We start from the raw sequence: 23,493 nt of genomic DNA, 5'->3' as shown, positions 1-23,493 counted from the left end.
CCGGACGCCGCCGTCCGCAGGACAAGCGAAGCGACAAACATGGGCAAGGTATATCTGATCGGAGCAGGGCCGGGCGCAGCGGACCTCATCACGGTGCGCGGCGCGCGGCTGCTGGCGCAGGCCGACGTCGTGCTGCACGACGCGCTGGTCGAGCCCGCGATGCTCGACTACGCGCCGAACGCGCGCAGGATCGCGGTCGGCAAGCGCTGCGGGCAGCGCTCGACCGCGCAGCACTTCATCAACAAGCAGATCGTCGATGCGGCGCGCGAGCATGCGTGCGTCGTGCGGCTGAAGGGCGGCGACCCGATGCTGTTCGGTCGTGCCGAAGAGGAAATGCTCGCGCTCGATGAGGCCGGCATCGACTACGAGGTCGTGCCGGGCATCACCGCGGCGCTGGCCGGCGCGGCGACGCTGAAGCGTTCGCTGACGCTGCGCGGCGTGTCGCGCAGCGTCGCGTTCGCGACGCACAGCCGTGCGCCGGGCAGCGACGAGATCCGCGAAGCCGCGCGCGCCGATTCGATCGTCTACTACATGGGACGCGACAGCGCCCCCGGCATCGCGCAGGAGCTGATCGATGCCGGCCGTGCGCCGGCGACGCCCGTGGCGATCGTCGAGGCATGCAGCACCGCGCGCGAGCGCTCGCTGACGCTGACGCTCGCGCAGATGGCGGCGGGCGACGCGCAGGCGTGGCTCGACCCCGCAGAACCGAGCCTGCTGATGATCGGCGACGCGTTCGCCGAGCGCGCACGGCACGCGAAAACGGGCGATCCGCTGCGGGACGCGGCTTGAGCGGAATTCGGCCGCAGTCCGAAACGAAAAAAGCGCTGGCGGAAGCCAGCGCTTTTTTATTTGGAGCCGCCGTTGCGCCTACGCGTCGTCGCCGATCCGGTCGATGCAATAGCGTGCGATCGCGTCGAGCACGCCGTCGTCTTCGCCGACAGCCGTCGCGCAGCGGATCTCGACGCCCGGATGCGCGGCGCGGCACGCATCGACGAGCTGCGGCAGGTCGCGGCGGATATGGCCGCCCTGGCCGAAGAACACGGGTACCACGGTGATGCGCGTGCAGCCGGCGGCGACTTGCGCGGCCACGGCCTCACCGAGCGACGGCGTCATCAGTTCGAGGAACGCGAGCGACACGTGCGACGCCGGGGAGCCGGCGCCGCGCAGCCGCGCGGCGAGCCGCTCGAACGGCTCGGCCCAGCGCGGATCGCGGGCGCCGTGGCCGAACAGGACGATGCCGTGCGAGCTCATGTCGAAGTCTCCGTCGTGATGCGGCGCTCAGTGCCGGTCGACCCACTTTAGCGCGAACAGGCCGAGCGCGAGATAGATCAGGCCCGGCGTCGCGGCGGTGAGCGGTGCAGGCCACGTGTTCAGCGTGCCGATGTGCGAGAACAGCGTATTGAGCAGCTGGAAGCTCATGCCGAGCATGATGCCGCCGAACACCTTCACGCCGACCACGCCGGCGCGCGTGTGCAAATACGCGAACGGCAGCGACAGCACGAGCATCACGAACACCGCGAACGGATACAGCAGCTTGCGCCACAGCGCGATGTCGTAGCGCTGCGTGTCCTGCTGGTTCTCGCGCAAGTGCTGGATGTAGCGGAACAGGTTGATGATCGACATGCGCTCCGGCGACACGAGCAGAACCGACAGGATCTGCGGCGTCAGGTCCGAACGCAGCCGGTATTCGGGCAGCGATACCTGCTGCGACCGGTAGACGGGGTTCAGCGCGTCGGCCGGCTGGCCGCTGATCGGCTTGATCGGCGTGAGCTCCGTTTCGGTGACACCCGTCAGCAGCCAGTGGCCGGGCGGCTCGTAGCGGCCCGTCTGCGCGATCCGTACGTTCTGCAGCTGGAATTTCGAGTCGAACTCGTAGATGCGCACGTTGCTGATCGTCGAGTCGGGCGACAGGCTGCCGACGTTGACGAAGCGCGTGACCTGTTCGCCGTTTTCGCGGGCCGCGAGCGTGTCCTTCACCCACACGCCCGACTGGAAGTTCGACGACACCGACGCGCCGAGCGCCTGCAGCCGCACGCGTTCGGACAACTGGTCGGCGTACGGGCCGACGAATTCGCCGATCAGGTAGGTGACGATCACGAGCGGCACGCCGATCTTCAGCAGCGAGCGCAGCGCCTGGTTGGTCGCGAGGCCCGACACGCGGAAGATCGTGAATTCCGAATTCGCGGCCATCTGCGCGAACACGTAGATCGCGCTGATCAGCGCGGCGACCGGGATGATCTCGTAGAAGCGCGACGGCGTCTGCAGCGCGACGCGCATCACCGCGTAGCCGAACTTGTAGTTGCCGTGTCCGACCGAGTTCAGTTCGCTGATCAGGTCGAAGAAGAAGAACAGGCCCGAGAACGCGAACAGGATGAAGATGAACGTGACGTAGATCTGTCGCGCGAAGTACTTTTCATAGAGCCGCATCGATCATGCTCCCGAGCGGCCGAACAGCGCGCGTGTAAACAGCGGACGATTGCGCACGCGCAACCAGAAGATGACGGCGACGATCGCCGCGACGAGCGCATGCAGGCCGACGAGGCCGACGCCGAACGACATCTTGCCCTGCTCGATCTGCGCCTGCACGACGTTCAGCAGGTTCGAGTAGGTGAGGTAGATCAGCACGGCCATCACGAGGTTGATCGTGCGGCTGCGGCGCGGGTTCTGGTACGCGAGCGGGATGCCGAGCACCATCAGGTTGAGCGCGATCAGCGGCAGCCCCGCGCGCCACGCGAATTCCGCGAGGTTGTCGCGCGTCGGGTTGCGCAGCAGCTCGGGCGTCGGCGTGCTGTTGGTGGTCTGCACGTTCACGACCGGCTTGCTGGTGATCTTCACACCGTAGCGCTCGAACTCCATGATCTTGAAGTTCGGCTGGCCGGGCGTGCCGTCGTAGCGGCGGCCGTCTTCCAGGACGACGAAGCGGTCGCCGTCCTTCGACGTTTCCGTATGGCCCGTCTGCGACACGACGACGTTGACCTTGCCGTTCTCGGTCGACGTCACGAACACGTTCTGCACCTTGCTCTGGTCGGGCGTCATCTTTTCGATGAAGAACACGCGATGGTTCGAGGCCGACTCGCGGAACTGGCCCGGCGCGAGCAGCGAGATCTCGTCGCGCTGCTGGAAGCGTGCCTTGATCATCTTGCTCTGCTGGTTCGACCACGGCCAGCCGACGAACGCGAAGAACGCGATCAGCAGGATGATCGGCGTGGCGAACACGCCGATCGGCTTGATGAGGCGCGTGAGGCTCACGCCCGACGCGAGCCACACCACCATTTCGGAGTCCCGGTACCACCGGGTCAGCACGAACAGGATCGACACGAACAGCGTGACGACGAGCATCACGGCGAGATAGCCGATCACGGTCAGGCCGATCAGCACGAGCACGTCGCGCGGGTCGATTTCGCCGGACGCGGCGTAGCCGACGATGCGGATCATCATCGTCGTGAGCATGATCGTGAGCAGCACCATGAACACGGCGCCAGCCGTATACGCAAGCTCGCGCTGGAGGGAGCGTTCGAAGATCATTCTTGATGAGAAGAGGGCGGGAGGCTGCGCACGCGTGGTGGAGCGCTCGCGCCGCCACGGGAAAAATAGCGGATAATTGCGGCTTTCATCCTTAGCCCAGATTTTATCCGAGGACAAGCGCGATGGACTTTAGCATAAAAGGCTGTGATTGGAGCAAAGGCGAGGCCAAGGGGTTCCTGACCGGGAAGTCCGACTGCATCGTGCTCGGCATCTTCGAGGCGCAGACGCTTTCCGGCGCGGCGCTCGACATCGACACGGCCACCAAGGGACTGATTTCGCGCGTGGTGAAGGCCGGCGACATGGACGGCAAGCGCGGCAAGACGCTGTTCCTGCACGAAGTGTCGGGCATCGGCGCGTCGCGCGTGCTGCTCGTCGGCCTCGGCAAGCAGGATGCTTTCAATCAGAAAGCCTATAACGACGCGGCCACGGCCGCCTGGCGCGCGCTGCTGGCGACCAAGGTCGTCCAGGTCACGTTCACGCTCGCACAACTGCCGGTCGACGAGCGCAGCTCCGACTGGGGCGTGCGCGCGGCGATCCTCGCGCTGCGCAACGAGACCTACCGCTTCACGCAGATGAAGAGCAAGCCGGAACCGGCGTCGCACACGCTCAAGCGCGTCGTGTTCAGCGTCGATCCGTCGGACGAAAAGGCCGCGAAGGTCGCGGTCAAGCAGGCCGTCGCGCTCGCGAACGGGATGGATCTCACCCGCGACCTCGGCAACCTGCCCGGCAACGTCTGCACGCCGACCTATCTCGGCAACACCGCGAAGAAGCTCGCGAAGGATTGGGGCCTGAAGGCCGAGGTGCTCGGGCTCAAGCAGATCCAGGCGCTGAAGATGGGCTCGTTCCTGTCGGTCGCACGCGCATCGGTCGAACCGCCGCAGTTCATCGTGCTGCACTACCAGGGCGCCGCCGCGAAGGCCGCGCCGGTCGTGCTGGTCGGCAAGGGCATCACGTTCGACACGGGCGGCATCTCGCTGAAGCCGGGCGAGGGCATGGACGAGATGAAGTACGACATGTGCGGCGCCGGTTCCGTGCTCGGCACGATGCGCGCGGTTGCCGAGATGGGCCTGAAGATCAACGTCGTCGCGATCGTGCCGACCTGCGAGAACATGCCGGGCGGCAATGCGACGAAGCCGGGCGACATCGTCACGAGCATGAAGGGCCTGACGATCGAGGTGCTGAACACCGACGCCGAAGGCCGCCTGATCCTGTGCGACGCGCTCACGTATGCGGAGCGCTTCAAGCCGGCCGCGGTGATCGACGTCGCGACGCTGACGGGCGCGTGCATCATTGCGCTCGGCCATCACAACAGCGGCCTGTTCTCGAAGGACGACGCGCTCGCGGGCGAACTGCTCGACGCGTCGCGCGAGGCGGGCGACCCGGCATGGCGCCTGCCGCTCGACGACGAGTACCAGGATCAGTTGAAGTCGAACTTCGCGGATCTCGCGAACATCGGCGGACGTCCGGCCGGCAGCGTGACGGCCGCGTGCTTCCTGTCGCGCTTCACCGAGAGCTACCCGTGGGCCCACCTCGACATCGCGGGCACCGCGTGGAAGAGCGGCGCCGCGAAGGGTGCGACGGGCCGTCCGGTGCCGCTGCTCGCGCAGTTCCTGATCGACCGCGCCGGCCAGTGATGGCGGTGCTGACGACGATGCGGGTGCGCAGGCAATGACGCGGATCGATTTCCACTCGAACGTCGGCGATTCGCTCGCGTACGCGTGCCGGCTGCTGCGCAAGGCCTACCAGGCCGGGCAGCCGGTCGTCGTGCTCGCCGAGCCCGCGCGCCTGCGCGCGCTCGACGAGCGGCTCTGGACGTTCTCGCCGCTCGATTTCATTCCGCATTGCGGCGTCGACAGCGAGCACGCGGCCGGCACGCCGATCGTGCTGGCCGCCGATCTCGACAAGGCGCCGCATCATCACGTGCTGCTGAACCTCGGCGCGGCCGTGCCCGCGCAGTTCGCCCGCTTCGAGCGCCTGCTCGAAGTGGTCGGCAACGCGCCGGACGAACTGGCCGCGGGCCGCGACCGCTATCGCTTCTACCGCGATCGCGGATACGCGCTGAACAACTACAAGCAGGGCAGCTAGCCGCAACCGTTGACGGAGCGTTCCCGTGACACAAGCCGATTCATCCTCGATCCCGACGCTGACCGACGTGCTGGTGCCGGGCAAGCCGGTGCCGGCGCGCTCGCCCGCGCCCGACGCGCCGCAGCCGCACGCCGGCGCGGCGATTCCGGTGTTGACCGACATGATCGCGCCGGCCGATTCCACGAAAACCGAGGCCGACCCCGAATTCGTCGTGATCGACCCCGTGCCGACGCTGCACGTGCCGGCGGTCGAGCTGCCGGGCGACGTCGCGACGGCTGCTGCGGCGGCAATGGGCGAGACCGATGCGCCGGCCGAACCGGGCGTCGCGGAGCATGTGGTCGCCGAGCACGCAGCGGTCATGAATGCGCCGCTCCGGTCGTCGCTGGCCGACGACGATGCGTCGCAGCATGCGTTCGCTGCGGTGGCGCGCGACGCGGCCGGGCACGCGTCTGAAGCGGCCGTGCCGGAGGTGGTCGTACCGGTCGCGGCGCCGCAGCCGGATGGGCAGGCAGCCGTCGGGCTGACGCCGGAAGATGCGCAGCACATCGCCGAGCGCCTGCGCAATCGGCTGACGAGCTATCTGACCGGAGCAGGGCGCGAGGCCATCGAGGCCCGCTGCCGCGACGCGCTGCATGAGCATTCGGCCTGGCTGGTCGGCCAGGTCACGCGCGAGGTGGCGCTGACGCTGGAAACCGAGGTCATGGACTGGGTTCGCGACGCGGTCGACGAAGAGATCGCGCGCCGCCGCGCCGGTCATTCGGGCTGAACGCCCGGTCGTTCCGGCGACAGAAAAAAAGGGCGGTTCCAGTAAGTGCCGGCGAAGCTGCCGGCGACGGGCAAGCCCGCCTGTCGGCGGCGCCCGGCACAACGGTCATGCCCTCCGGGGCATCCGGTTCAACGCAGCGACAGCACCCATTGCGCGAGTGCGTGGGCTTCGCCGCTCGTCAGTTGCGTATTGGCGGGCATCGGCACGCCGCTCCACACGCCGACGCTGCCTTTCACGATCGATTGGGCAAGGTAATCGACGGCGTCGCCGCGCGCCGCATACTTGCCGGCGATGTCGCGGAACGACGGGCCCATCAGTGGCTTGCCGACCGCGTGGCAGGCCATGCAGTTCTTGCGCTGCGCAAGCGCGAGCCCGTCGGCCTGATCGGCGCGCGCCGCCGCTGCGCCGCCGGTCAGCAGCATCACGAGCAGCGCGCGCAATATCGTCTGTTTCATGCGGTTCTCCGCCGGCGGGGACGGCCGGCTTCATGGTCCGCGCATTATAAAAGCAAAGAGAACGCACGTTTTGCGCGTTCCCCCGGCGGCCATTTCCATTGGGGGCGCATGCGGCGGCGATATCGCGTCAACCCGTGACGGCGCCCTGGTTCGCCGGCCGGGCGAGGGCCGCGAATTTCGCGAGCACGCCGCGCGTGTAGCGCGGCGCCGGCTGTTTCCACACGGCGCGACGGCGCGCGAGCTCGGCATCGTCGACGTTCAGCTCCAGCAGCAGCCGGTGCGCGTCGATCGTGATCGAGTCGCCTTCCTGCACGAGCGCGATCGTGCCGCCGACGAACGCCTCGGGCGCGACGTGGCCGACCACCATGCCCCACGTGCCGCCCGAGAAGCGGCCGTCCGTGATGAAGCCGACCGATTCGCCGAGCCCCTTGCCGATGATCGCGGACGTCGGCGCGAGCATTTCCGGCATGCCGGGGCCGCCCTGCGGGCCAAGGTAGCGCAGCACGAGGATGTCGCCGGCGCGGATCCGGTCGCCGAGGATCGCATCCATCGCGCTCTGCTCGTCGTCGAACACGCGGGCCGGGCCCGTGATCACCGGGTTCTTCAGGCCCGAGATCTTCGCGACCGCGCCGTCTTCCGCGAGATTGCCCTTCAGGATCGCCAGGTGGCCTTCCTTGTACAGCGCGCGGTCGATCGGGACGATCACGTCCTGATCCGCGCGCGGCACGCTCGGCACGTCCTTCAGTTCGTCGGCGATCGTGCGGCCGGTGATCGTCATGCAGTCGCCGTGCAGCAGCCCCGCATCGAGCAGGATCTTCAGCACCTGCGGAATCCCGCCGGCCCGGTGCAGGTCGGTCGCGACGTACCGTCCCGACGGCTTCAGGTCGCAGATCACGGGCACGCGCTTGCGGATGCGCTCGAAGTCGTCGATCGTCCAGTCGACCTCGGCCGCATGCGCGATCGCGAGATAGTGCAGCACCGCATTGGTCGAGCCGCCGGTCGCCATGATCACCGACACCGCGTTCTCGATCGACGCCTTCGTGATGATGTCGCGCGGCTTCAGGTCGCGCTTCACGGCCTCGACGAGCACGCGCGCCGATTCGGCCGCCGAATCGACCTTCTCCTGGTCGGGGTTCGCCATCGTCGACGAGTACAGCAGCGACATCCCGAGCGCCTCGAACGACGAGCTCATCGTGTTCGCGGTGTACATGCCGCCGCACGAACCCGACGTCGGGCACGCGTTCTGCTCCACGCCTTCGAAATCCTCCTGCGACATCCGGCCCGCGGTGAATTCGCCGACGGCCTCGAACGACGACACGATCGTCAGGTCGCGGCCCTTCCAGTGGCCGGGGCGGATCGTGCCGCCGTACACGTAGATGCCGGGTACGTTCAGGCGAGCGAGCGCGATCATGCCGCCCGGCATGTTCTTGTCGCAGCCGCCGACGACGACCACGCCGTCCATCCATTGCCCTTGCACGCAGGTCTCGATGCAGTCGGCGATCACCTCGCGCGACACGAGCGAGTACTTCATGCCCTCGGTGCCCATCGACATGCCGTCCGAAATCGTCGGCGTGCCGAAGATCTGCGGGTTCGCGCCGGACGCCTTCACGGCCGCGACGGCCGCGTCCGACAGGCGCTGCAGGCCGGAATTGCACGGCGTGATCGTCGAATGGCCGTTCGCGATGCCGACCATCGGCTTGTCGAAATCGTCCTTCTGGTAGCCGAGTGCGTAATACATCGAGCGGTTCGGCGAACGGGCCACGCCTTGCGTGATGTGCTTCGAGCGACGGTTGTACGGCATGGGGGACTCCATCGTTGTCTGGGCGACGCCCGTGAGCGGCGCGCCGGTTCGGATGAAACAAGAATGGGGTGTCCGGATTGGGATGTCCAATATATTATTTGTCGCCTATTAAGTCGTTTTTCGAATGAGTGACACATGGCCGATCCGACACCCGACCTGCGCCAGTGGCGCTATTTCATGGCCGTTGCCGACGAGCGCCATTTCGGCCGCGCGGCCGAACGCCTGTCGATGACGCAGCCGCCGCTGTCGCAGGCGATCCGGGCGCTCGAGGATGCGCTCGGCGTCGCGCTGTTCGTGCGCACCAAGCGCTCGGTGGCGTTGACCGCGGTCGGCGCGGCGCTGTTGCCCGACGTGCGCCGGCTGCTTGTGTCGGCCGATGCGCTGCCGCCGCTCGCGCGGCGGCTCGCACGCGGCGAGGCCGGCTCGCTGTCGCTTGCGTTCGTGTCGACCGCCGATTACGGGCTGCTGCCGTCGCTGTTGCGCGCGTTCGGCGCGCGCTATCCGCAGGTGCGCCTGCAGCTCGCGGAGGCGACGAGCGACGTGCAGATCGACGAGCTCGTCGCCGGCCGCATCGACGCAGGGCTCGTCATTCCGCCCGTGCCGCCGCGTCACGCGGCCGGGCTGTCGTACCTGCCCGTCGTGCGCGAGCCGCTGGTGGTCGCGATGCCGGCCGCAGCATCCGACGCACCCGAGGACGAACCCGTGCATCTCGCCGATGTCGCCGCATTGCCGCTCGTGATCTTTCCGCGTCGTTTGGCGCCCGGCTTTTATGACATCATTACGGGCTGCTACGGCGCGGCGGGGGAAACTCCGCGCATCGGCCAGGAGGCGATCCAGATGCAGACGATCGTCAGCCTCGTGTCGGCCGGCATGGGCGTCGCACTGGTGCCGCAATCGCTGCGTAACCTGCGGCGCACCGGCGTGGTCTACCGGCCGCTCGCCGGTCACGCACCGGTCGTCGAGACAGGCCTCGTGTGGCGCACGGGCGACGTGAGTCCCGTGCTCGCCGGCTTCATCGACGTCGTGCGCGCGCAGGGCCTCGCCGCGTGACGTGAACGATGGAGCGCCGGTGACGTCCAACGCGCGGTGCTGCGCGTTCGCGATGGCCGTACCGCATTCGAAAACTTCTTCGCTAACCCATGATCATTCACCCGAATTTCGACCCCGTTGCGATCCATCTCGGGCCGCTGGCCGTGCGCTGGTACGGCCTCATGTATCTCGTCGGCTTCATCGCGGCGATCGTCGTCGGCCGGGTCCGCCTGAAGCTGCCGCACGTCGCGGCGCAGGGCTGGACCGCGAAGGACATCGACGACATGATGTTCTACGGCGTGCTCGGCACCGTGCTCGGCGGCCGGCTCGGCTACGTGCTGTTCTACAAGGCCGATTTCTACTTCTCGCATCCGCTCGACGTGTTCAAGGTGTGGGAGGGCGGCATGTCGTTTCACGGCGGCTTCCTCGGCGTGACGCTTGCGATGATGCTGTTCGCGTGGCAGCGCAAGCGCCACTGGCTGCAGGTCACCGATTTCGTCGCGCCGATGGTGCCGACGGGGCTCGCGGCCGGGCGTCTCGGCAACTTCATCAACGGCGAGCTGTGGGGCCGCGTGACCGACCCGGCGGCGCCGTGGGCGATGCTGTTCCCGGGCGCGATGCGCGACGATGCGGCGTGGCTGCCGAAACATCCGGCGCTCGTCGAGAAGTGGCATCTCGCCGACGTGTTCATGCAGTACCAGATGCTGCCGCGCCATCCTTCGCAGCTCTATGAAATCGCGCTCGAAGGCATCGCGCTGTTCTTCGCGCTGTTCTTCTTCTCGCGCAAGTCGCGGCCGATGGGCGCCGTGTCCGCGCTGTTCCTGATCGGCTACGGCCTCGCGCGCTTCACGGTCGAGTTCGCGCGCGAGCCCGACGACTTCCTGGGCCTGCTGGCGCTCGGCCTGTCGATGGGGCAGTGGCTGTCGCTGCCGATGATCCTCGGGGGCATCGCGCTGATGGTCTGGGCGTATCGTCGCCGCGCGGCGAATGCGGCTGCGTGATGCGATACCGATGCGCGCGCAACTGGCGCGTGCATCGGCAACACGCATGCAAATGAAAAACGCCGGCCCTCGGGCCGGCGTTTTGCGTTTCCGACAGCCGCGCGTTGCGCGTTACTTCATCTGCACCGAGCCGTTGACGGTGACCGACACGGTGGCCTTGCCGCCTTCGACCGCGATCGGTGCGCTCATCTTCGCGCTGTCCATCGGCGCCGCGGCCATCGCCATCATGCGCGGGTACGGCTGCACGTTGCGGCCGCTGCCGACGTTGACGTCGCGGATCGTGTAGCTGCTGTAGCCGAACGCCTTCGCGGCTTCGTCAGCGCGGGCGCGGAACGACTTGATCGCTTCGGTCGTGAGCTTCTGCTCGGCCGTGCGCTGCGCTTCAGGCGACAGCGAGAACTCGACGTTCGCGACCTGCATCAGGTTCGACAACTGGCCTGCAAGCTTCGACGCCGCGGCGAAATCGCGCGATTCGAGCGCGACCTCGGTGCGGCCGCGCCATGCGGAGATCTTCCCGTCGCGATCGGTGCTCGGATACACGGAGAATGCGCCCGTGTGCGCGGTGACGCCCGATACGCCCTTCGCTTGCGACAGCGCGGCATCGGCACGCTGGTTCAGCGCGGACGTGAGGCTGCCCGGATCCTTTGCCTGCTGCTCGTAGAACAGCGTGATGTGGATGATGTCCTGCGGCACGTCGGCGCTGGCCTGCGACGAAAGCGACAGCACGCCCGCCGGTTCCGGGAAGTGCGGGTTCGCGGTCTGCGCGTGCGCGGCGGGCGACGCGAGCGTCAGTGCGACGGGAACGGCGGCGGCGAGTGCGAGCGACAGCGCGAGTGCGGATTTCTTGGTCATTGTTGGACTCCTTGTGCGAGGGCGCGCACGCGGATCAGGCGTGCGCGACGCGGGCGTACCGCGCGAAGAAAACAACAGCCGGCCCGATTGGCCGACAGCGGTTGCTTAGGCTGCGCGAAAGACCCGCGAGTTCCGCGGCGGCAGCGCGTGCTGACCAGATTTGACGTTTGGCGCGTGCGCCTACTGCGTGCGCCTACTTCATCAGCTTTTCGGTGATGAACCGCCATTCGGCGCGCGTGACGGGCGTGATCGACAGCCGGTTGCCGCGTGCGAGCACGCGCATGTCGGCGAGTTCGTCGTGTTCGCGCAGTGCGGCGAGCGGCACGAGCGGCGACTTTTTCACATAGCGCACGTCGACGAGCAGCCAGCGCGGCGCTTCCTCCGTCGACTTCGGGTCGTAATAGGGGCTTTTCGGATCGAACTGTGTGGGATCGGGGTAGGGCGTCGACGATACTTCGGCGAGGCCCGCGATGCCCGGCTCGGGGCAGCTCGAGTGATAGAACAGCACGCCGTCGCCGATCTTCATCGTGTCGCGCATGAAATTGCGCGCCTGATAGTTACGCACGCCGGTCCACGGCAGCGAGCGCTGCGGTGCGTTGGCGAGATCGTCGATGCTTGCTTCGTCCGGTTCGGACTTCATCAGCCAGTATTGCATGGATCGTGATCGACGCAGCAGGAGGCATGAGGGTCTGTTTGCATGCGCGTTCCGCATGCAAACAGACCCTGAAAAAGAAAACGGCACCGGGACTCGCCCGATGCCGTTGGATAGGCCCCCGCCTTGGCCGCTAGGCCGGCATCCTGAACCTGAGGTTCAGAATTGGTCGCAGTTAGCAGCACTTCGGGTACATCAGACAGAGTGACGCGCGCGCCCGTGCTACAAATTTCCGCAACCGTGCACATGGCATTGGTTCAAGGAATATATGACCTTGGCGAACCAGGCAGGGAAGCTGACTGAACTGTGTTTCGATGCGCCAATTTGACCACCGTTGATCGCCGAGATCAAGGGGAATCGACGCATCGATTAAAACCTTACTGCGTCTCGTGCTGTGCGAGCACCGCGCCGAGCTGTTCGTTCATCTGGTGCATTGTACGACGGATTTCCTCTGCCGGAAATGCTTCACCGTGCCGCACGCTCGTTTGCAGCCGCAGCAATTCCGATGCGAGCGACAGTGCCGCCATCACCGCGATGCGATCGGTGCCGCGTACCGAACTGTTCGAGCGGATTTTCGACATTTCGGCGTCGACGCGCGCGACCGCCTCGAGCAGTGCCGCTTCGGTCTCGGCCGAACAGGCGAGACGATAGGCCTGACCGAGAATCGAGACTTCGATCTGCTTGGTGCTCATGCATGTTCTCCGTGGCTGGCCGCGTCATCGCCATCCGTACGCGCCTGCGCATCCAGCAGGTCGAGCTGGTTGTCGGCTTGCTCCGCGCTTTTCGAGCGCGGCAGCTTTTCGAGAATCGCGTTCAGTTTCACCTGTGCGTCGTCGATCTTTGCCGACAGCGTGTCGCGCTCGGCCGCGAGCGCATTGCGTTCATCGCGCAGTTGCGCGAGTTCCGCGCGGACCGTGTCCGCTTCCGCGCGCAATTGCGCGACCTGCTCCTCGAGCGCGAGCCGTTCCGAGTGATAGCGCTTGTTCAGCGAAATCAGACGGCCAATATTTTGAGATAGGGTTTCGAGTTCGTTGAGCATTTGCTGCGTCCTCTAAAGACCCAGCATTTTAGCGCGGAATAACGCGCAATCCGACATCTGTAACGTTTCCAGTCGTAACACCCCCGCTTCTTGCCGCGAATAGGCGCGCCACGTGCGGGTCCGGACGCTTCCTTGACGCTCGCGCGAGCGGCTCCTAAACTGGCGCCGCCTCGGTGCTCGCGCGTGAAACGCGCGGTTAAACGGGAAGCAGGGCGCGGGCTCCGCCGGGAGGCCGCCAACCTGCGCTGCCCCCGCAACGGTAAGCGGCCGCGTCCAGTGACGCAGGCCGGCTCAGGCGCGTTCCGCGTGCAGGTTTCGCACGCGGGCGCGGGCCACTGCGCGTCATCGCGCGGGAAGGCGAGCCGGTACGCCGCCAGCCCGGATACCGGCCGAGGCGGGGAGCCCGCACGGGCTTCGTGACGCGCGGCCTGCGGGGAGGCGGGGTGCGCAGTGCTTCACGGGATTTATCTTCATGCTGACCCCAATCGTCCGCACGGCGCTCGGCGCGCTCTGCGGATTGCCGCTTGCCGCCGCCGCGCAGACCGCGGCGAATGCCGATGCCGCGGCGCCCGCCGTACCCGCGGCAACGTCCGCCGCGCCAACGGCCCGGCCTGCCGCTGCGACCATGCTCGAACCGGTCGTCGTCACCGCACAGCGCGCGCCGCAGGCGCTGGCCGACACGATTCCGCAAACCACCGTATTCGACGCGCAGGATATCGCCGCGCATCCGGGCGCCGATCTGCCGACGCTGCTCGCGTTCGCACCGGGCGCGCAGATCGTGCGTAACGGTGGCCCCGGCGCGAGCACGACGATGTTTCTGCGCGGCGCGGAGTCGACGCAGTCGCTCGTGCTGATCGACGGCGTGCGGGTCGATTCCGCGAGTCTCGGTGCTGCGCAACTGAGCCAGCTGCCGCTCGATCAGATCGAGCGCGTCGAGATCGTCAACGGCAACGTGTCGTCGCTGTACGGCTCGGGCGCGATCGGCGGCGTCGTGCAGGTGTTCACGAAGGACGGCGGCAATCATCCGCCGCGCTTCAACTTCGCGGTCGGCGTCGGCAGCTACGGCACGCAGACGCAGCAGGCCGGCGTAGCGGGCCGGCTCGACAGCGACGGGAAGACGACGTTCAGCGTGTCGATCGCACGCGACAAGGACAACGGTTTTTCCGCGCTCGACCCGGCGAAGAAGCCGAACGCGAACCCGAATGCGAACGGCTATCTGAACGAGAGCATCACCGCGGCGCTACGCCACCGCTTCAACGATCGCTGGGATGCGGGCGTCAGCTATTTCCAGTCGAACGGCAACAACAGCTACGACAATGCGTGGGGCGTGCCGACCGACCTGAACAACCTCTATTCGCGCGTGCAGCAGGTGCGTGCGTTCGCGAACGGCAAGCTGACCGACTGGTGGACCGCTCGCCTGAGCGTGTCGACCGGCAACGATCGCAGCCAGTCGGCGCTGAACGGCGTCTATACCGATCACTTCAATACCGACAACCGCCAGTACACGTGGCAGAACGATTTCCGGATCGCACCGGATCACCTGATCCAGGCCGGCTACGAGCGGCTCGACCAGCAATTCATGTCGAATGCGTATGCCGCGCCGCAGCGTCACGTGAATTCCGGCTGGATCGGTTATTCGGGGCGCTTCGGCCGCCAGCAGTTCCAGGCGAACCTGCGCCGCGACCAGTACTCGGACTTCGGCGGTGCCAACTCGTACTATCTCGGCTACGGCCTCGAACTGACCGATCGCTGGAAGGTGACCGCGAGCTATTCGGACGCGTTTCGCGCGCCGAGCTTCAACGACCTCTATTACCCGATGGCCGGCAATCCGTCGATCCAGCCGGAGCACAGCCATTCGATCGAGGCCGCGCTGCAGTACGCGTCCGACACAGTGGGCGTGATGCGGCTCACCGCGTTCCAGACGCGCTACGCGAACCTGATCAACTATCGGCCCGACGGGAGCGGTTTCTACTATATTGCGCAGAACGTCGGCAGCGCGAAGGTGCAGGGGCTCGAAGGATCGTGGCAGGGGCATGTCGGCGCGACCGACGTACGGGTTGCCGCCACGTTGCAGAACCCGGTCAACGAAACGCAGAATCAGGATCTCGACCGCCGCGCGCGGCGTTTCGCTTCGATGGCCGTGAACCGCGCATTCGGCGCGTGGCGCGTCGGCGGCGAATGGCTCGTGAGCGGCGCGCGCAACGATTCGGGCGGCGGGCGGCTCGGCGGCTACGGGATCGTCAACCTGTCCGCGCGCTACAACATCACGAAGTCGTGGTACGTCAGCGCGCGTATCGACAACCTGCTCGACAAGGACTACGAGCTTGCATATGCCTACAACACGCCGAAGCGCGGCGCCTATGTCACGCTCGGCTGGCAGCAGCAGTAAGCGGATGCGCCGCGCGTCGTGCGCAGCGCCGTGCGCGGCATGAGCGCCGCGCGCGCCGCCGCGATCTGGGCCGCGCTGGCCGCCGCGGTCGCGTTGCTGTTCGTCGCGTCGCTGTCGATCGGCAGCGTGCCGATGTCGCCGTGGCAGGCGCTCGCGTCGCTCGCGCCGCATGGCGGCGATGCGCTGTTCGCCGACATCGTCCGCACGCTGCGCCTGCCGCGCGCGCTCGCGGGCTTCGCGTGCGGCGCGCTGCTCGCGCTTGCCGGTGCACTGCTGCAGGTGCTGCTGCGCAACCCGCTCGCGGAACCGTACGTGCTCGGCGTGTCCGGCGGCGCGGCCGGGTTCGCGCTCGTCGCGATGATCGCGGGCGGTGCGTGGTGGCTCGTCGATGCGTCGGCGTTCGCCGGCGCGCTCGTGTCGGTCGCGCTCGTGCTCGGCCTCGCGCGCCGCGAGCTGTGGCGCGGCGACTCGCGTGACGCGTCGCCGCGGCTGCTGCTTACCGGTGTCGTGATCGCGGCAGGGTGGGGCGCGCTCGTCACGCTGCTGCTGTCGCTCGCGCCCGATGCGCGGTTGCGCGGGATCATCTTCTGGCTGACGGGCGACCTGAACGGTGTGACCGCACCGTGGTTCGCGTGGGGCGCGCTGCTATTGGCCGCATGTGTCGCGCTGCCGGCCGCGCCGCAATTGAACGTGCTGCTGCGTGGCGACGCGACCGCGCTCGCGCTCGGCGTGCCCGTCGCGCGCCTGCGCGTGCGGATCTATCTCGTCGCGTCGCTGGCCGCCGCGGCCGCGGTGACGACGGCCGGCACGATCGGCTTCGTCGGCCTCGTCGTGCCGCACGCGCTGCGGCTCGCGTTCGGCAACGACCAGCGCATGCTGCTGCCGGCCGCGATGCTCGCGGGCGGCGGCGGCGTGATGGCGGCCGACCTGCTCGCGCGCACCGCGATCGCGCCCGCGCAACTGCCGGTCGGCGTGATGACCGCGTTGATCGGCGTGCCGGTGTTCCTGTGGATGTTGCTGAGGAGGCCGATGCGATGACAGGTACTGCGCAGTACGCCGCTGCTTCCGTCAACGACATGGCCTGCGCGACCGTCGACCTGACGCTGAAGGCCGGCGCGCGCACGCTGCTCGACGGCTTCACGCAGGCCTTCCGCCCCGGCGAAATCTGGTGCGTCGCGGGGCCGAACGGCGCGGGCAAGACGACGCTGCTCGCGACGCTCGCGGGGCTGCAGCCGCCGGCCGGCGGCCGGGTCGAGATCGACGGCCGGCCGCTCGCCGCGTGGCAGCCGGCGCAACTCGCGCAGCGCCGTGCGCTGATGCCGCAGCAACTGCACGATGCATTCAGCGCGACCGTGTTCGACACGGTGCTGCTCAATCGCTTTCCGTATCTCGGCGGCTGGGGCTGGGAGCGCGACGGCGACCGCGCGGCCGCGCGCGACGCGCTCGCGACGTTCGACCTGACCGCGCTCGCGTCGCGCGACGTGCTGTCGCTATCGGGCGGCGAGCGGCAGCGGGTCGCGCTGGCCGCGACGCTGTGCCAGGATGCGCCGCTGATGCTGCTCGACGAGCCGCTCGCGCATCTCGACCTGCATCACCAGATCGACTGCCTGACGGCGCTGGCAGCGTGGCTTGACGCCGGCCCGCGCACCGTGCTGTTCTCGTGCCACGACCTGAATCTCGCGCGGCGTTTCGCGACGCATGCGCTGTTGCTCGACGGCCGCGGTCATGCGTGGGCCGGCCCCGTGCACGATGTGCTGACGCCCGAGCGTGCGAGTGATGCGTTCGGCTATCCGCTCGTGCTGATCCGCGAGCATGGCCGCGACGCGCTGCTGCCTGCGTGGCCCGAGCGACAATGACCTTTTCCTTTCCGATGCGCGGCGCAGGCCGCGCCAACGACACGGCTTCCCGATGACGACTCCGACCCACTTCCCACCCGCGATCGCGCCGCTCGACGACGCGCTGCGCAAGCGCCTGCAGCATGTGATCGACCACAAGACCAAGCCGCCCGGCAGCCTCGGCCAGCTCGAGGCGGTCGCGCTGCAGATCGGCCTGATCCAGCACACCGAGCGGCCGACCGTGCAGCGCCCGGTGACGATCGTGTTCGCCGGCGACCACGGGATCGCGGCCGAGGGCGTGAGTCCTTACCCTCAAGCGGTGACCGCGCAGATGGTTGCGAACTTCCTGGCCGGCGGCGCGGCGATCAACGCGTTCTCAGGCGTCGCGCAGAGCACGCTCGAGATCGTCGATGCGGGCGTTGCGTCGCCGCTTCCGCTGTCCGACCGGCTGGTGTCGCTGCCGGTCGCGCGCGGCACGCGCAACTTCGCGGCGGAGCCGGCGATGACGCGCGACGAGGCGATGACGGCGCTCGCGGCCGGTGCGGCACGCGTGCGCCTGCATGCATCGCTCGGCACGAACGTGATCGGCTTCGGCGAGATGGGGATCGCGAACACGTCGTCGGCCGCGTGCCTGATGAGCCGCCTGCTCGACGTGCCGATCGACGCGTGCGTCGGGCGCGGCACGGGCCTCGACGACCAGGGCCTCGCGCACAAGCGCGCGGTGCTCGGCCGCGCGCTCGTCAAGCACTCGCACGCGATCGCGCCGCTCGACGTGCTCGCGACGTTCGGCGGCTTCGAGATCGCGATGATGACGGGCGCGTATCTCGCGGCCGCGAGCGAGCGGATGACGATCCTCGTCGACGGTTTCATCGCGACGGCCGCGCTGCTCGTCGCCGAGCGCATCGCGCCCGGCGTGCGCGACTACTGCGTGTTCTCGCATACGTCGCACGAGGCCGGGCATCGGCGCATGCTCGAGCATTTCGGTGCGAAGCCGCTGCTCGCGCTCGACCTGCGGCTCGGCGAAGGCACGGGCGCGGCGCTCGCGCTGCCGCTCGTGCGCGCGGCGGCTGCGTTCCTCAGCGAGATGGCGAGCTTCGAGTCCGCCGGCGTCGACAATCGTGACGCCTGATCGCGCAAGCGGCATGCGTGCCGAACTGCGCTACTTCTTCGTCGCGCTCGGCTATTTCACGCGCGTGCCCGTGCCGCGCGCGATCGGCTACGCGGCCGGCGATCTCGACCAGGCCGCGCGCTATTTCCCGCTCGTCGGCGCATGCGTCGGCGCGTGGGGTGCGCTCGTCTATCTCGCCGCGTTGCGCGTGCTGCCCGCGTCGATCGCGGTCGGGCTGTCGATGGCCGCGACGCTGCTCGCGACCGGCGCATTCCACGAGGACGGCCTCGCCGACAGTTGCGATGCGTTCGGCGGCGGCTATACGCGCGACGACGTGCTGCGCATCATGCACGACTCGCGGATCGGCACGTTCGGCGCGGTCGCGCTCGTGATCGCGCTCGGCCTGAAATGGCAGGCGCTCGCGGCCATGCCGCCGCTGCGCGCCGCGTGGACGATGATCGCCGCGCATGCGGCGAGCCGTGCGGCGGCCGTCAGCCTGCTTATGTCGCTCGACTATGTGCGGCCCGAAGGCAAGGCGAAGCCGGTCGCGCAACGGATGGGCGCACGCGCGGCGTGCGTCGCGGCGGTATTCGGGTTGCCGTGGCTGTTCTGGCCGGACTGGCGCACGGGTGTCGCCGCGGGCGTCGCGCTCGTGCTCGTGCGCGTGTGGGTGGCCCGCTACTTCGTGAAACGGATCGGCGGTTATACGGGCGACTGTCTCGGCTTCGCGCAGCAACTGAGCGAACTGGCGATCTATCTCGTGGTGCTCGGATGGATGTCGTCCTGATCCGTCATCCGGCCGTCGGCGTCGAGCCGGGCATGTGTTACGGACGCAGCGACGTGCCGCTCGCCGCGTCGGCCGACGTCGGCGCGTATGCCGTGCGTGCGCATCTGTCGGCTCTCGGCGCGCCGCCGCCCGAACAGCTCCGGACGAGCCCGCTGACGCGATGCGCTTCGGTTGCCGAACGGCTCGCGCACGCATTCGATGTGCCGCTGCAGCGCGATGCCGGCTGGCAGGAAATGGATTTCGGCGCGTGGGAAATGCGGCGCTGGGACGATATCGACCGTGCAGCGCTCGATGCGTGGGCGGCCGACCTGATGCATGCGTGCGCGCATGGCGGCGAAAGCGTCGCGCGGTTCGCCGCGCGGGTTGCGCGGCAGGCTGACGCGGTTGCGCAGGTCGATCGGACGCAATGGGCGGTCACGCATGCGGGCGTGATCCGCGCGTTCGTATCGCATGTGTTGCGTGTGCCGCTCGATACGCTGCTGTCGCGGCCGGTGCCGACGGGCGGTGTCGTCTGGCTGCGTGCGGACGACGCGGCGCGAACATGGGAAGTCGTGCACTGGGACGAATAGGCTCGCCTGAGTCAGCATGTGAACGACACAACGCGCGATCAAACCACCTCAAGCACGAACGCATCAGTAGGTGCGCGGCAAACGCGCAAGTCAGCGGAAATCAGCGCGCCGGCCGCCGCGCACGCGCGGCATCGAGATCCTCGCACAGCGCGGCCGCACCCTGCGCGATCCGCGGCGACGGCCGCGTCAGCAGATCGCCGTCGATCGCGAACAGGTTGTTGCGCGCCACGGCCGTCAGCGCGGGCCACGCACGCCAGCGTGCCAGGCTCGGCAACGGTTCGTCCGAGCGCGTCGCGCCGGCGCTCGTCGTCACGATCGCTTCCGGATTCGCCGCGAGCACGGCCTCGTCGGTGACGCTTGGCGCGAGCGGCTTGAGCGACGCGAACACGTTGCGGCCGCCGCACAGCGCGATCACGTCGTTGATCAGGTGCGCGCCGTTGAGCGTCGTCAGCGGGCGGTCCCAGACCTGGAAGAACATCGTGACGGGCGGCCGCGCGGCGTAGCGTGTGCGCAGCGTCGCGATGTCGTGCGCAAAGGACGCCGCGGCCGCATCGGCTGCCGGCTGCGTGCCGAGCAGCGTGCCGAGCCGGCGCAGCGACGACGACACGTCGTCGAGATGTTTCGGTTCACTGAAGAACAGCGGGATATGCAGCGCGCGCAGCGCGTCGGTCTGCCGCTCGGCATTGCCGTGCCGCCAGACGACGATCAGGTCCGGCTTCAGCGCTGCGATTCGTTCGAGGTCTAGCGCCTTGTTGTCGCCGACGCGCAGCACCGCTTGCGCGGCGGGCGGATAGTCGCTGTACGTGACGGTGCCGACGAGCTTCGTACCACCGCCGGCCGCGTAGATCTGCTCGGTCGCGTGCGGCGCGAGGCTGATCACGCGCTGCGCGGGTGCAGGTAGCGTAACCGTATTGCCGGCGTCGTCGCGCGTCGTGACATCGGCATGAACGAACGGCGCGTGAGCGAGCGCGGCCAGCGTCGCGGCCCGCGCCAGCCGGCGGAACATGCGCGGGTTCATGCGGATTCCTGTTGCAGCGTCGGCACGCAGTGCGCGAGCGCAACACCGAGGCGCTGCCATTCGGCTTCGCTGTCCGGCAGGCCGATGCGCACGCTCGACGGCTTCGCGAAGTACCGCGTCCAGATCCCGCGTGCCGCGAGCGCCGCATGCAGCGCCGCGGCGCGCGGGTCGTCGGTCCAGCTGAACAGCGGTGTCGCGCGAACCGTGAAGCCGTGCGCGCGCAGCAGTGCGGCCAGCCGCTCGCCGTCGGCCGTGAGCCGTTCGCGGGCGGCGGCCTGCCATGCGCGATCCGCGAATGCCGCGGCGACCGCGTGACGCGCGGGGCCGCCGACCGTCCATGCGCCGAGCACGTCGCGCAGCGCGACGATCCGTTCGGGGCATGCGAGCACGAAGCCCGCGCGGATACCGGCGAGACCGAAGAACTTGCCGACCGAGCGCAGCACGACGAGCCCCGGCCGATCAACCTGCGGCGCGAGCGATTGCGTCGCGCCCGTATCGGCGAACGCCTCGTCGACGATCAGCGTGCCGCCGCGGGCCGACAACTGTGCATGCCAGCCGAGCAGGCGCTCGGCCGGCACGAATTCGGCGGTCGGGTTGTTCGGATTCCCGACGATGACGTGGCGCAGCGTCGCCGGCAGCGTATCCGTGCCGATGTCGAGCGGAACGACGCGATGGCCGTGACGCGCGAACGCGGGTGCGTATTCGCCGTACGCGAGCGACGCGACGCCGGCGTCGCCGGTCGGCAGCAACGCAGGCAATGCGCGGATCGCGGCCTGGCTGCCGGCGACCGGCAGCACGTGCGCGGGATCGGGCGCGTGGTAGTACTGCGCGGCACAGGCCGCGAGGCCGTCGCCGTCGTCGGGCAGCCGGCGCCACGCGTCGGCCGGGACGGGCGGCACCGGATAGCCGACCGGATTGATGCCGGTCGACAGGTCGAGCCACGCGTCGTACGGAATGCCGTGGCGGCGTGCGGCTTCATGCAGGTTGCCGCCGTGCGCGATGCGTGTGTCAGACATGATGGGTGGCCATGACGAGAGCGCCGCTCGCGACCAGCAGCGCGAGCCACAGTGCGAGCGTGCGTGTGACGAGCGACAGCGCGGCGACGATGTGGACGGCGGTCGCCGTTGCACCGGTGCCGAGCGTCGGACGATCCTCGATCTCGCCGTGATAGACGGCCGGGCCGCCGAGCTGCACGTTCAGGCTGCCGGCGCCCGCGGCCATCACGGGGCCCGCGTTCGGGCTGTCCCAGTGGCGCGCCTGCGTGCGCCAGCAGCGCCATGCGGCGGCCGTGTCGCCGAGCAGCGCGTAGCTTGCTGCCGTGAGGCGCGCGGGAATCCAGTTCAGCGCGTCGTCGAGGCGCGCGGCGGCCCAGCCGAAGGTCAGGAAGCGCGGCGTGCGGTAGCCCCACATCGCGTCGAGCGTGTTCGCGAGCCGGAACAGCAGCGCGCCGGGGCCGCCCGCGACGACGAACCAGAAGAGTGCGCCGAAGATCGCGTCGTTGCCGTTTTCGAGCGCCGATTCGACGGCCGCGCGCGACAACGCGCCTTCGTCGGCGTCGCTCGTGTCGCGCGACACGATGCGCGCGGTCAGCTTACGCGCGGCGTCGAGATCGCGCCGCAGCAGCGCCGCGGCGATCGGCGCGACATGGTCGGAGAGGCTTTTCGCGCCGAGCGCGAACCACAGCAGCGCGACGTGCAGCGCGGTCGCGAGCGGCCACGGCAGCACGGCCACGAGCCATGCGGCGACGGCCACTGGCGGCACGACGGCCGCGGCCCACGCGGCGACACCGACCACGCGGCCGCGCCGGCCCGTGTTCAATGCACCTTCGATGCGCGCGGCGAGCCGGCCGAACGCGACGAGCGGATGCCAGCCGGCGGGTTCGCCGATCGCGCGGTCGACGATCGCGGCCGCGACCGCGAGCATCGCGACGACGGGCAGCGACAGCATCAGCATGACGGCGCTCCCGTCTTGAGGTCGAGCGGCAGCCCGGCGACGAGCAGCGTCACGCGCGTCGCGAGCGCGGCGACGCGCTGGTTCAGGCGCCCGAGTTCGTCGACGTAGCGGCGCGTGGCCGCCCCGAGCGGCACGACGCCGAGCCCGATCTCGTTGCTGACGACGATCACCTTCGCACGCGTGCCGCGCAATGCGTGTTCGAGCCGCTCGACCTGCGCGGCGTACTGCGCATCGTCGAGCGGTTCGCCGTCGGCCGGGCACAGCAGGTTCGTGAGCCACAGCGTCAGGCAGTCGACCAGCAGGCATGCATGCGGATCGTCGAGCCGCGCGAGCGTGCCGGCGAGGTCGACGGGTGCATCGGCGAACCCCCAGTCGGCCGGCCGGCGCGCGCGATGATGCGCGATGCGCTGCGCGAATTCGGCATCGGCATCGGCATCGGCGGCGGTCGCGGTCGCGATGTAGGTGACGGGGCGGCCGCTGTCGGCCGCGAGCCGCTCGGCATGCGCGCTCTTGCCCGAGCGCGCGCCGCCGAGGACGAAGGTGAGGTCGTGCGGAATCATCGCGTGATTGTAACGGCGCAGGCGTACCGGCGCGGGCGATAATGCGGCCTTTGCTTCGCGACGACCTTT

The 23,493-nt window shown here is 68.6% G+C and carries 25 protein-coding genes, 1 other RNA gene and 1 riboswitch; of the genes, 12 read left to right on the top strand and 14 right to left on the bottom strand.

Annotation, left to right across the window (positions count from 1 at the left end; genetic code table 11):
* Window positions 1–39 precede the first annotated feature (39 nt).
* Window positions 40–789 carry a uroporphyrinogen-III C-methyltransferase gene (cobA, locus tag ACNQQL_RS14680; RefSeq protein ID WP_347064528.1) on the top strand — a complete coding sequence of 250 codons (750 nt, stop codon included), beginning with the start codon at window positions 40–42 and terminating at the stop codon, window positions 787–789.
* A 78-nt stretch (window positions 790–867) separates the two neighbouring features.
* Here the strand turns inward: cobA and ACNQQL_RS14675 are convergent, their stop codons facing one another.
* From ACNQQL_RS14675 to lptF, 3 genes are read right to left on the bottom strand one after another with little or no spacing between them, the layout of a single operon-like run.
* Window positions 868–1,251 carry a sirohydrochlorin chelatase gene (locus ACNQQL_RS14675; protein ID WP_034178781.1) on the bottom strand — a complete coding sequence of 128 codons (384 nt, stop codon included), beginning with the start codon at window positions 1,249–1,251 and terminating at the stop codon, window positions 868–870.
* A gap of 27 nt (window positions 1,252–1,278) precedes the next feature.
* Complete coding sequence (gene lptG, locus ACNQQL_RS14670) at window positions 1,279–2,427, bottom strand: LPS export ABC transporter permease LptG (protein ID WP_175964197.1); 1,149 nt, start codon at window positions 2,425–2,427, stop codon at window positions 1,279–1,281.
* 3 nt (window positions 2,428–2,430) lie between these two features.
* Window positions 2,431–3,525, bottom strand: coding sequence for an LPS export ABC transporter permease LptF (lptF, locus tag ACNQQL_RS14665; protein WP_072443565.1), 1,095 nt, complete (start codon window positions 3,523–3,525; stop codon window positions 2,431–2,433).
* 122 nt (window positions 3,526–3,647) lie between these two features.
* Here lptF and ACNQQL_RS14660 point away from each other — a divergent pair, with 122 nt between their 5' ends.
* The 3 genes from ACNQQL_RS14660 to ACNQQL_RS14650 are packed head-to-tail and all read left to right on the top strand — an operon-like array spanning window position 3,648 to window position 6,376.
* Entirely contained in the window at window positions 3,648–5,159 is a 1,512-nt protein-coding gene (locus ACNQQL_RS14660) for a leucyl aminopeptidase (protein WP_175964199.1), read from the top strand.
* A gap of 34 nt (window positions 5,160–5,193) precedes the next feature.
* The gene (locus ACNQQL_RS14655; protein ID WP_048250341.1) at window positions 5,194–5,610 is read left to right on the top strand and encodes a DNA polymerase III subunit chi; all 417 of its coding nucleotides are present in this window, start codon (window positions 5,194–5,196) and stop codon (window positions 5,608–5,610) included.
* A gap of 25 nt (window positions 5,611–5,635) precedes the next feature.
* Window positions 5,636–6,376, top strand: coding sequence for a DUF2486 family protein (locus tag ACNQQL_RS14650; RefSeq protein ID WP_347064527.1), 741 nt, complete (start codon window positions 5,636–5,638; stop codon window positions 6,374–6,376).
* Between the two features lie 128 nt (window positions 6,377–6,504).
* Here the strand turns inward: ACNQQL_RS14650 and ACNQQL_RS14645 are convergent, their stop codons facing one another.
* Both ACNQQL_RS14645 and ilvD read right to left on the bottom strand, forming a co-directional pair.
* Window positions 6,505–6,831, bottom strand: a complete 327-nt coding sequence (locus ACNQQL_RS14645; protein WP_347064526.1) for a c-type cytochrome — start codon at window positions 6,829–6,831, stop codon at window positions 6,505–6,507.
* Window positions 6,832–6,958: 127 nt separating this feature from the next.
* Window positions 6,959–8,632 carry a dihydroxy-acid dehydratase gene (gene ilvD, locus ACNQQL_RS14640; protein ID WP_347064525.1) on the bottom strand — a complete coding sequence of 558 codons (1,674 nt, stop codon included), beginning with the start codon at window positions 8,630–8,632 and terminating at the stop codon, window positions 6,959–6,961.
* Window positions 8,633–8,767: 135 nt separating this feature from the next.
* On the opposite strand from ilvD, the gene ACNQQL_RS14635 reads away from it, so the two are divergent.
* On the top strand, window positions 8,768–9,682 hold the full coding sequence (locus ACNQQL_RS14635; RefSeq protein ID WP_347064524.1) for a LysR substrate-binding domain-containing protein: 915 nt from the start codon (window positions 8,768–8,770) through the stop codon (window positions 9,680–9,682).
* A gap of 89 nt (window positions 9,683–9,771) precedes the next feature.
* A complete protein-coding gene (gene lgt, locus ACNQQL_RS14630; RefSeq protein WP_347064523.1) occupies window positions 9,772–10,662 on the top strand; it encodes a prolipoprotein diacylglyceryl transferase in 891 nt (296 codons plus the stop codon).
* Between the two features lie 111 nt (window positions 10,663–10,773).
* On the opposite strand, the gene ACNQQL_RS14625 is transcribed toward lgt, so the two are convergent.
* The 5 genes from ACNQQL_RS14625 to ACNQQL_RS14605 all read right to left on the bottom strand — a co-directional run bounded on the left by ACNQQL_RS14625 (window position 10,774) and on the right by ACNQQL_RS14605 (window position 13,205).
* Window positions 10,774–11,514 carry an SIMPL domain-containing protein gene (locus ACNQQL_RS14625; protein WP_072443552.1) on the bottom strand — a complete coding sequence of 247 codons (741 nt, stop codon included), beginning with the start codon at window positions 11,512–11,514 and terminating at the stop codon, window positions 10,774–10,776.
* Window positions 11,515–11,707: 193 nt separating this feature from the next.
* A complete protein-coding gene (locus tag ACNQQL_RS14620) occupies window positions 11,708–12,169 on the bottom strand; it encodes an EVE domain-containing protein (RefSeq protein ID WP_347064522.1) in 462 nt (153 codons plus the stop codon).
* A gap of 111 nt (window positions 12,170–12,280) precedes the next feature.
* Window positions 12,281–12,462, bottom strand: a non-coding RNA gene (ssrS, locus tag ACNQQL_RS14615) — 6S RNA.
* An 81-nt stretch (window positions 12,463–12,543) separates the two neighbouring features.
* Window positions 12,544–12,858 (bottom strand): cell division protein ZapA, encoded by a 315-nt coding sequence (locus ACNQQL_RS14610; protein ID WP_011352906.1) that lies wholly within the window; start codon window positions 12,856–12,858, stop codon window positions 12,544–12,546.
* Window positions 12,855–13,205 carry an ATPase gene (locus ACNQQL_RS14605; RefSeq protein ID WP_006478092.1) on the bottom strand — a complete coding sequence of 117 codons (351 nt, stop codon included), beginning with the start codon at window positions 13,203–13,205 and terminating at the stop codon, window positions 12,855–12,857. Before ACNQQL_RS14605 ends, ACNQQL_RS14610 begins: the two co-directional genes overlap by 4 nt.
* 154 nt (window positions 13,206–13,359) lie before the next feature.
* Window positions 13,360–13,614: riboswitch (cobalamin riboswitch) on the top strand.
* 63 nt (window positions 13,615–13,677) lie between these two features.
* On the opposite strand from ACNQQL_RS14605, the gene ACNQQL_RS14600 reads away from it, so the two are divergent.
* Genes ACNQQL_RS14600 through cobC form a run of 6 tightly spaced genes read left to right on the top strand, consistent with a single transcriptional unit; the run spans window position 13,678 to window position 19,893 of the window.
* The gene (locus tag ACNQQL_RS14600) at window positions 13,678–15,594 is read left to right on the top strand and encodes a TonB-dependent receptor domain-containing protein (protein WP_347064521.1); all 1,917 of its coding nucleotides are present in this window, start codon (window positions 13,678–13,680) and stop codon (window positions 15,592–15,594) included.
* A gap of 39 nt (window positions 15,595–15,633) precedes the next feature.
* Entirely contained in the window at window positions 15,634–16,632 is a 999-nt protein-coding gene (locus tag ACNQQL_RS14595; protein WP_310138967.1) for a FecCD family ABC transporter permease, read from the top strand.
* Window positions 16,629–17,450 carry an ABC transporter ATP-binding protein gene (locus tag ACNQQL_RS14590; RefSeq protein ID WP_347064520.1) on the top strand — a complete coding sequence of 274 codons (822 nt, stop codon included), beginning with the start codon at window positions 16,629–16,631 and terminating at the stop codon, window positions 17,448–17,450. Before ACNQQL_RS14595 ends, ACNQQL_RS14590 begins: the two co-directional genes overlap by 4 nt.
* A 52-nt stretch (window positions 17,451–17,502) precedes the next feature.
* Window positions 17,503–18,558, top strand: coding sequence for a nicotinate-nucleotide--dimethylbenzimidazole phosphoribosyltransferase (cobT, locus tag ACNQQL_RS14585; protein ID WP_347064519.1), 1,056 nt, complete (start codon window positions 17,503–17,505; stop codon window positions 18,556–18,558).
* Between the two features lie 13 nt (window positions 18,559–18,571).
* Window positions 18,572–19,324: an adenosylcobinamide-GDP ribazoletransferase gene (locus tag ACNQQL_RS14580; protein ID WP_347064564.1), complete on the top strand. Its 753-nt coding sequence runs from the start codon at window positions 18,572–18,574 to the stop codon at window positions 19,322–19,324.
* Window positions 19,309–19,893 (top strand): alpha-ribazole phosphatase, encoded by a 585-nt coding sequence (cobC, locus tag ACNQQL_RS14575; RefSeq protein WP_347064518.1) that lies wholly within the window; start codon window positions 19,309–19,311, stop codon window positions 19,891–19,893. Before ACNQQL_RS14580 ends, cobC begins: the two co-directional genes overlap by 16 nt.
* 100 nt (window positions 19,894–19,993) lie before the next feature.
* Here cobC and ACNQQL_RS14570 read toward each other — a convergent pair whose 3' ends face one another.
* Genes ACNQQL_RS14570 through cobU form a run of 4 tightly spaced genes read right to left on the bottom strand, consistent with a single transcriptional unit; the run spans window position 19,994 to window position 23,424 of the window.
* Complete coding sequence (locus tag ACNQQL_RS14570; RefSeq protein WP_347064517.1) at window positions 19,994–20,911, bottom strand: cobalamin-binding protein; 918 nt, start codon at window positions 20,909–20,911, stop codon at window positions 19,994–19,996.
* Window positions 20,908–21,927, bottom strand: coding sequence for a threonine-phosphate decarboxylase CobD (gene cobD / locus ACNQQL_RS14565; protein WP_204424149.1), 1,020 nt, complete (start codon window positions 21,925–21,927; stop codon window positions 20,908–20,910). Before cobD ends, ACNQQL_RS14570 begins: the two co-directional genes overlap by 4 nt.
* The gene (cbiB, locus tag ACNQQL_RS14560; protein ID WP_347064516.1) at window positions 21,920–22,864 is read right to left on the bottom strand and encodes an adenosylcobinamide-phosphate synthase CbiB; all 945 of its coding nucleotides are present in this window, start codon (window positions 22,862–22,864) and stop codon (window positions 21,920–21,922) included. Before cbiB ends, cobD begins: the two co-directional genes overlap by 8 nt.
* Complete coding sequence (gene cobU, locus ACNQQL_RS14555) at window positions 22,858–23,424, bottom strand: bifunctional adenosylcobinamide kinase/adenosylcobinamide-phosphate guanylyltransferase (protein WP_347064515.1); 567 nt, start codon at window positions 23,422–23,424, stop codon at window positions 22,858–22,860. Before cobU ends, cbiB begins: the two co-directional genes overlap by 7 nt.
* Window positions 23,425–23,493: the final 69 nt, after the last annotated feature.

Origin of the sequence: Burkholderia sp. LFS061, assembly GCF_047978125.1 — a bacterium.
In the GTDB taxonomy this organism is placed as follows: domain Bacteria; phylum Pseudomonadota; class Gammaproteobacteria; order Burkholderiales; family Burkholderiaceae; genus Burkholderia; species Burkholderia pyrrocinia_C.
The sequence above is the reverse complement of the archived record's forward strand: the minus strand, read 5'-3'. Positions and strand labels throughout refer to the sequence as shown.

Bases quoted from the DNA above. Each gene is read 5' to 3' on its own strand.
- cobA (WP_347064528.1), top strand. From the start codon at position 40: ATGGGCAAGGTATATCTGATCGGAGCAGGGCCGGGCGCAGCGGACCTC.
- ACNQQL_RS14675 (WP_034178781.1), bottom strand. From the start codon at position 1,251: ATGAGCTCGCACGGCATCGTCCTGTTCGGCCACGGCGCCCGCGATCCG.
- lptG (WP_175964197.1), bottom strand. From the start codon at position 2,427: ATGCGGCTCTATGAAAAGTACTTCGCGCGACAGATCTACGTCACGTTC.
- lptF (WP_072443565.1), bottom strand. From the start codon at position 3,525: ATGATCTTCGAACGCTCCCTCCAGCGCGAGCTTGCGTATACGGCTGGC.
- ACNQQL_RS14660 (WP_175964199.1), top strand. From the start codon at position 3,648: ATGGACTTTAGCATAAAAGGCTGTGATTGGAGCAAAGGCGAGGCCAAG.
- ACNQQL_RS14655 (WP_048250341.1), top strand. From the start codon at position 5,194: ATGACGCGGATCGATTTCCACTCGAACGTCGGCGATTCGCTCGCGTAC.
- ACNQQL_RS14645 (WP_347064526.1), bottom strand. From the start codon at position 6,831: ATGAAACAGACGATATTGCGCGCGCTGCTCGTGATGCTGCTGACCGGC.
- ilvD (WP_347064525.1), bottom strand. From the start codon at position 8,632: ATGCCGTACAACCGTCGCTCGAAGCACATCACGCAAGGCGTGGCCCGT.
- ACNQQL_RS14635 (WP_347064524.1), top strand. From the start codon at position 8,768: ATGGCCGATCCGACACCCGACCTGCGCCAGTGGCGCTATTTCATGGCC.
- lgt (WP_347064523.1), top strand. From the start codon at position 9,772: ATGATCATTCACCCGAATTTCGACCCCGTTGCGATCCATCTCGGGCCG.
- ACNQQL_RS14625 (WP_072443552.1), bottom strand. From the start codon at position 11,514: ATGACCAAGAAATCCGCACTCGCGCTGTCGCTCGCACTCGCCGCCGCC.
- ACNQQL_RS14620 (WP_347064522.1), bottom strand. From the start codon at position 12,169: ATGCAATACTGGCTGATGAAGTCCGAACCGGACGAAGCAAGCATCGAC.
- ACNQQL_RS14610 (WP_011352906.1), bottom strand. From the start codon at position 12,858: ATGAGCACCAAGCAGATCGAAGTCTCGATTCTCGGTCAGGCCTATCGT.
- ACNQQL_RS14605 (WP_006478092.1), bottom strand. From the start codon at position 13,205: ATGCTCAACGAACTCGAAACCCTATCTCAAAATATTGGCCGTCTGATT.
- ACNQQL_RS14600 (WP_347064521.1), top strand. From the start codon at position 13,678: ATGCTGACCCCAATCGTCCGCACGGCGCTCGGCGCGCTCTGCGGATTG.
- ACNQQL_RS14595 (WP_310138967.1), top strand. From the start codon at position 15,634: ATGAGCGCCGCGCGCGCCGCCGCGATCTGGGCCGCGCTGGCCGCCGCG.
- ACNQQL_RS14590 (WP_347064520.1), top strand. From the start codon at position 16,629: ATGACAGGTACTGCGCAGTACGCCGCTGCTTCCGTCAACGACATGGCC.
- cobT (WP_347064519.1), top strand. From the start codon at position 17,503: ATGACGACTCCGACCCACTTCCCACCCGCGATCGCGCCGCTCGACGAC.
- ACNQQL_RS14580 (WP_347064564.1), top strand. From the start codon at position 18,572: ATGCGTGCCGAACTGCGCTACTTCTTCGTCGCGCTCGGCTATTTCACG.
- cobC (WP_347064518.1), top strand. From the start codon at position 19,309: ATGGATGTCGTCCTGATCCGTCATCCGGCCGTCGGCGTCGAGCCGGGC.
- ACNQQL_RS14570 (WP_347064517.1), bottom strand. From the start codon at position 20,911: ATGAACCCGCGCATGTTCCGCCGGCTGGCGCGGGCCGCGACGCTGGCC.
- cobD (WP_204424149.1), bottom strand. From the start codon at position 21,927: ATGTCTGACACACGCATCGCGCACGGCGGCAACCTGCATGAAGCCGCA.
- cbiB (WP_347064516.1), bottom strand. From the start codon at position 22,864: ATGCTGATGCTGTCGCTGCCCGTCGTCGCGATGCTCGCGGTCGCGGCC.
- cobU (WP_347064515.1), bottom strand. From the start codon at position 23,424: ATGATTCCGCACGACCTCACCTTCGTCCTCGGCGGCGCGCGCTCGGGC.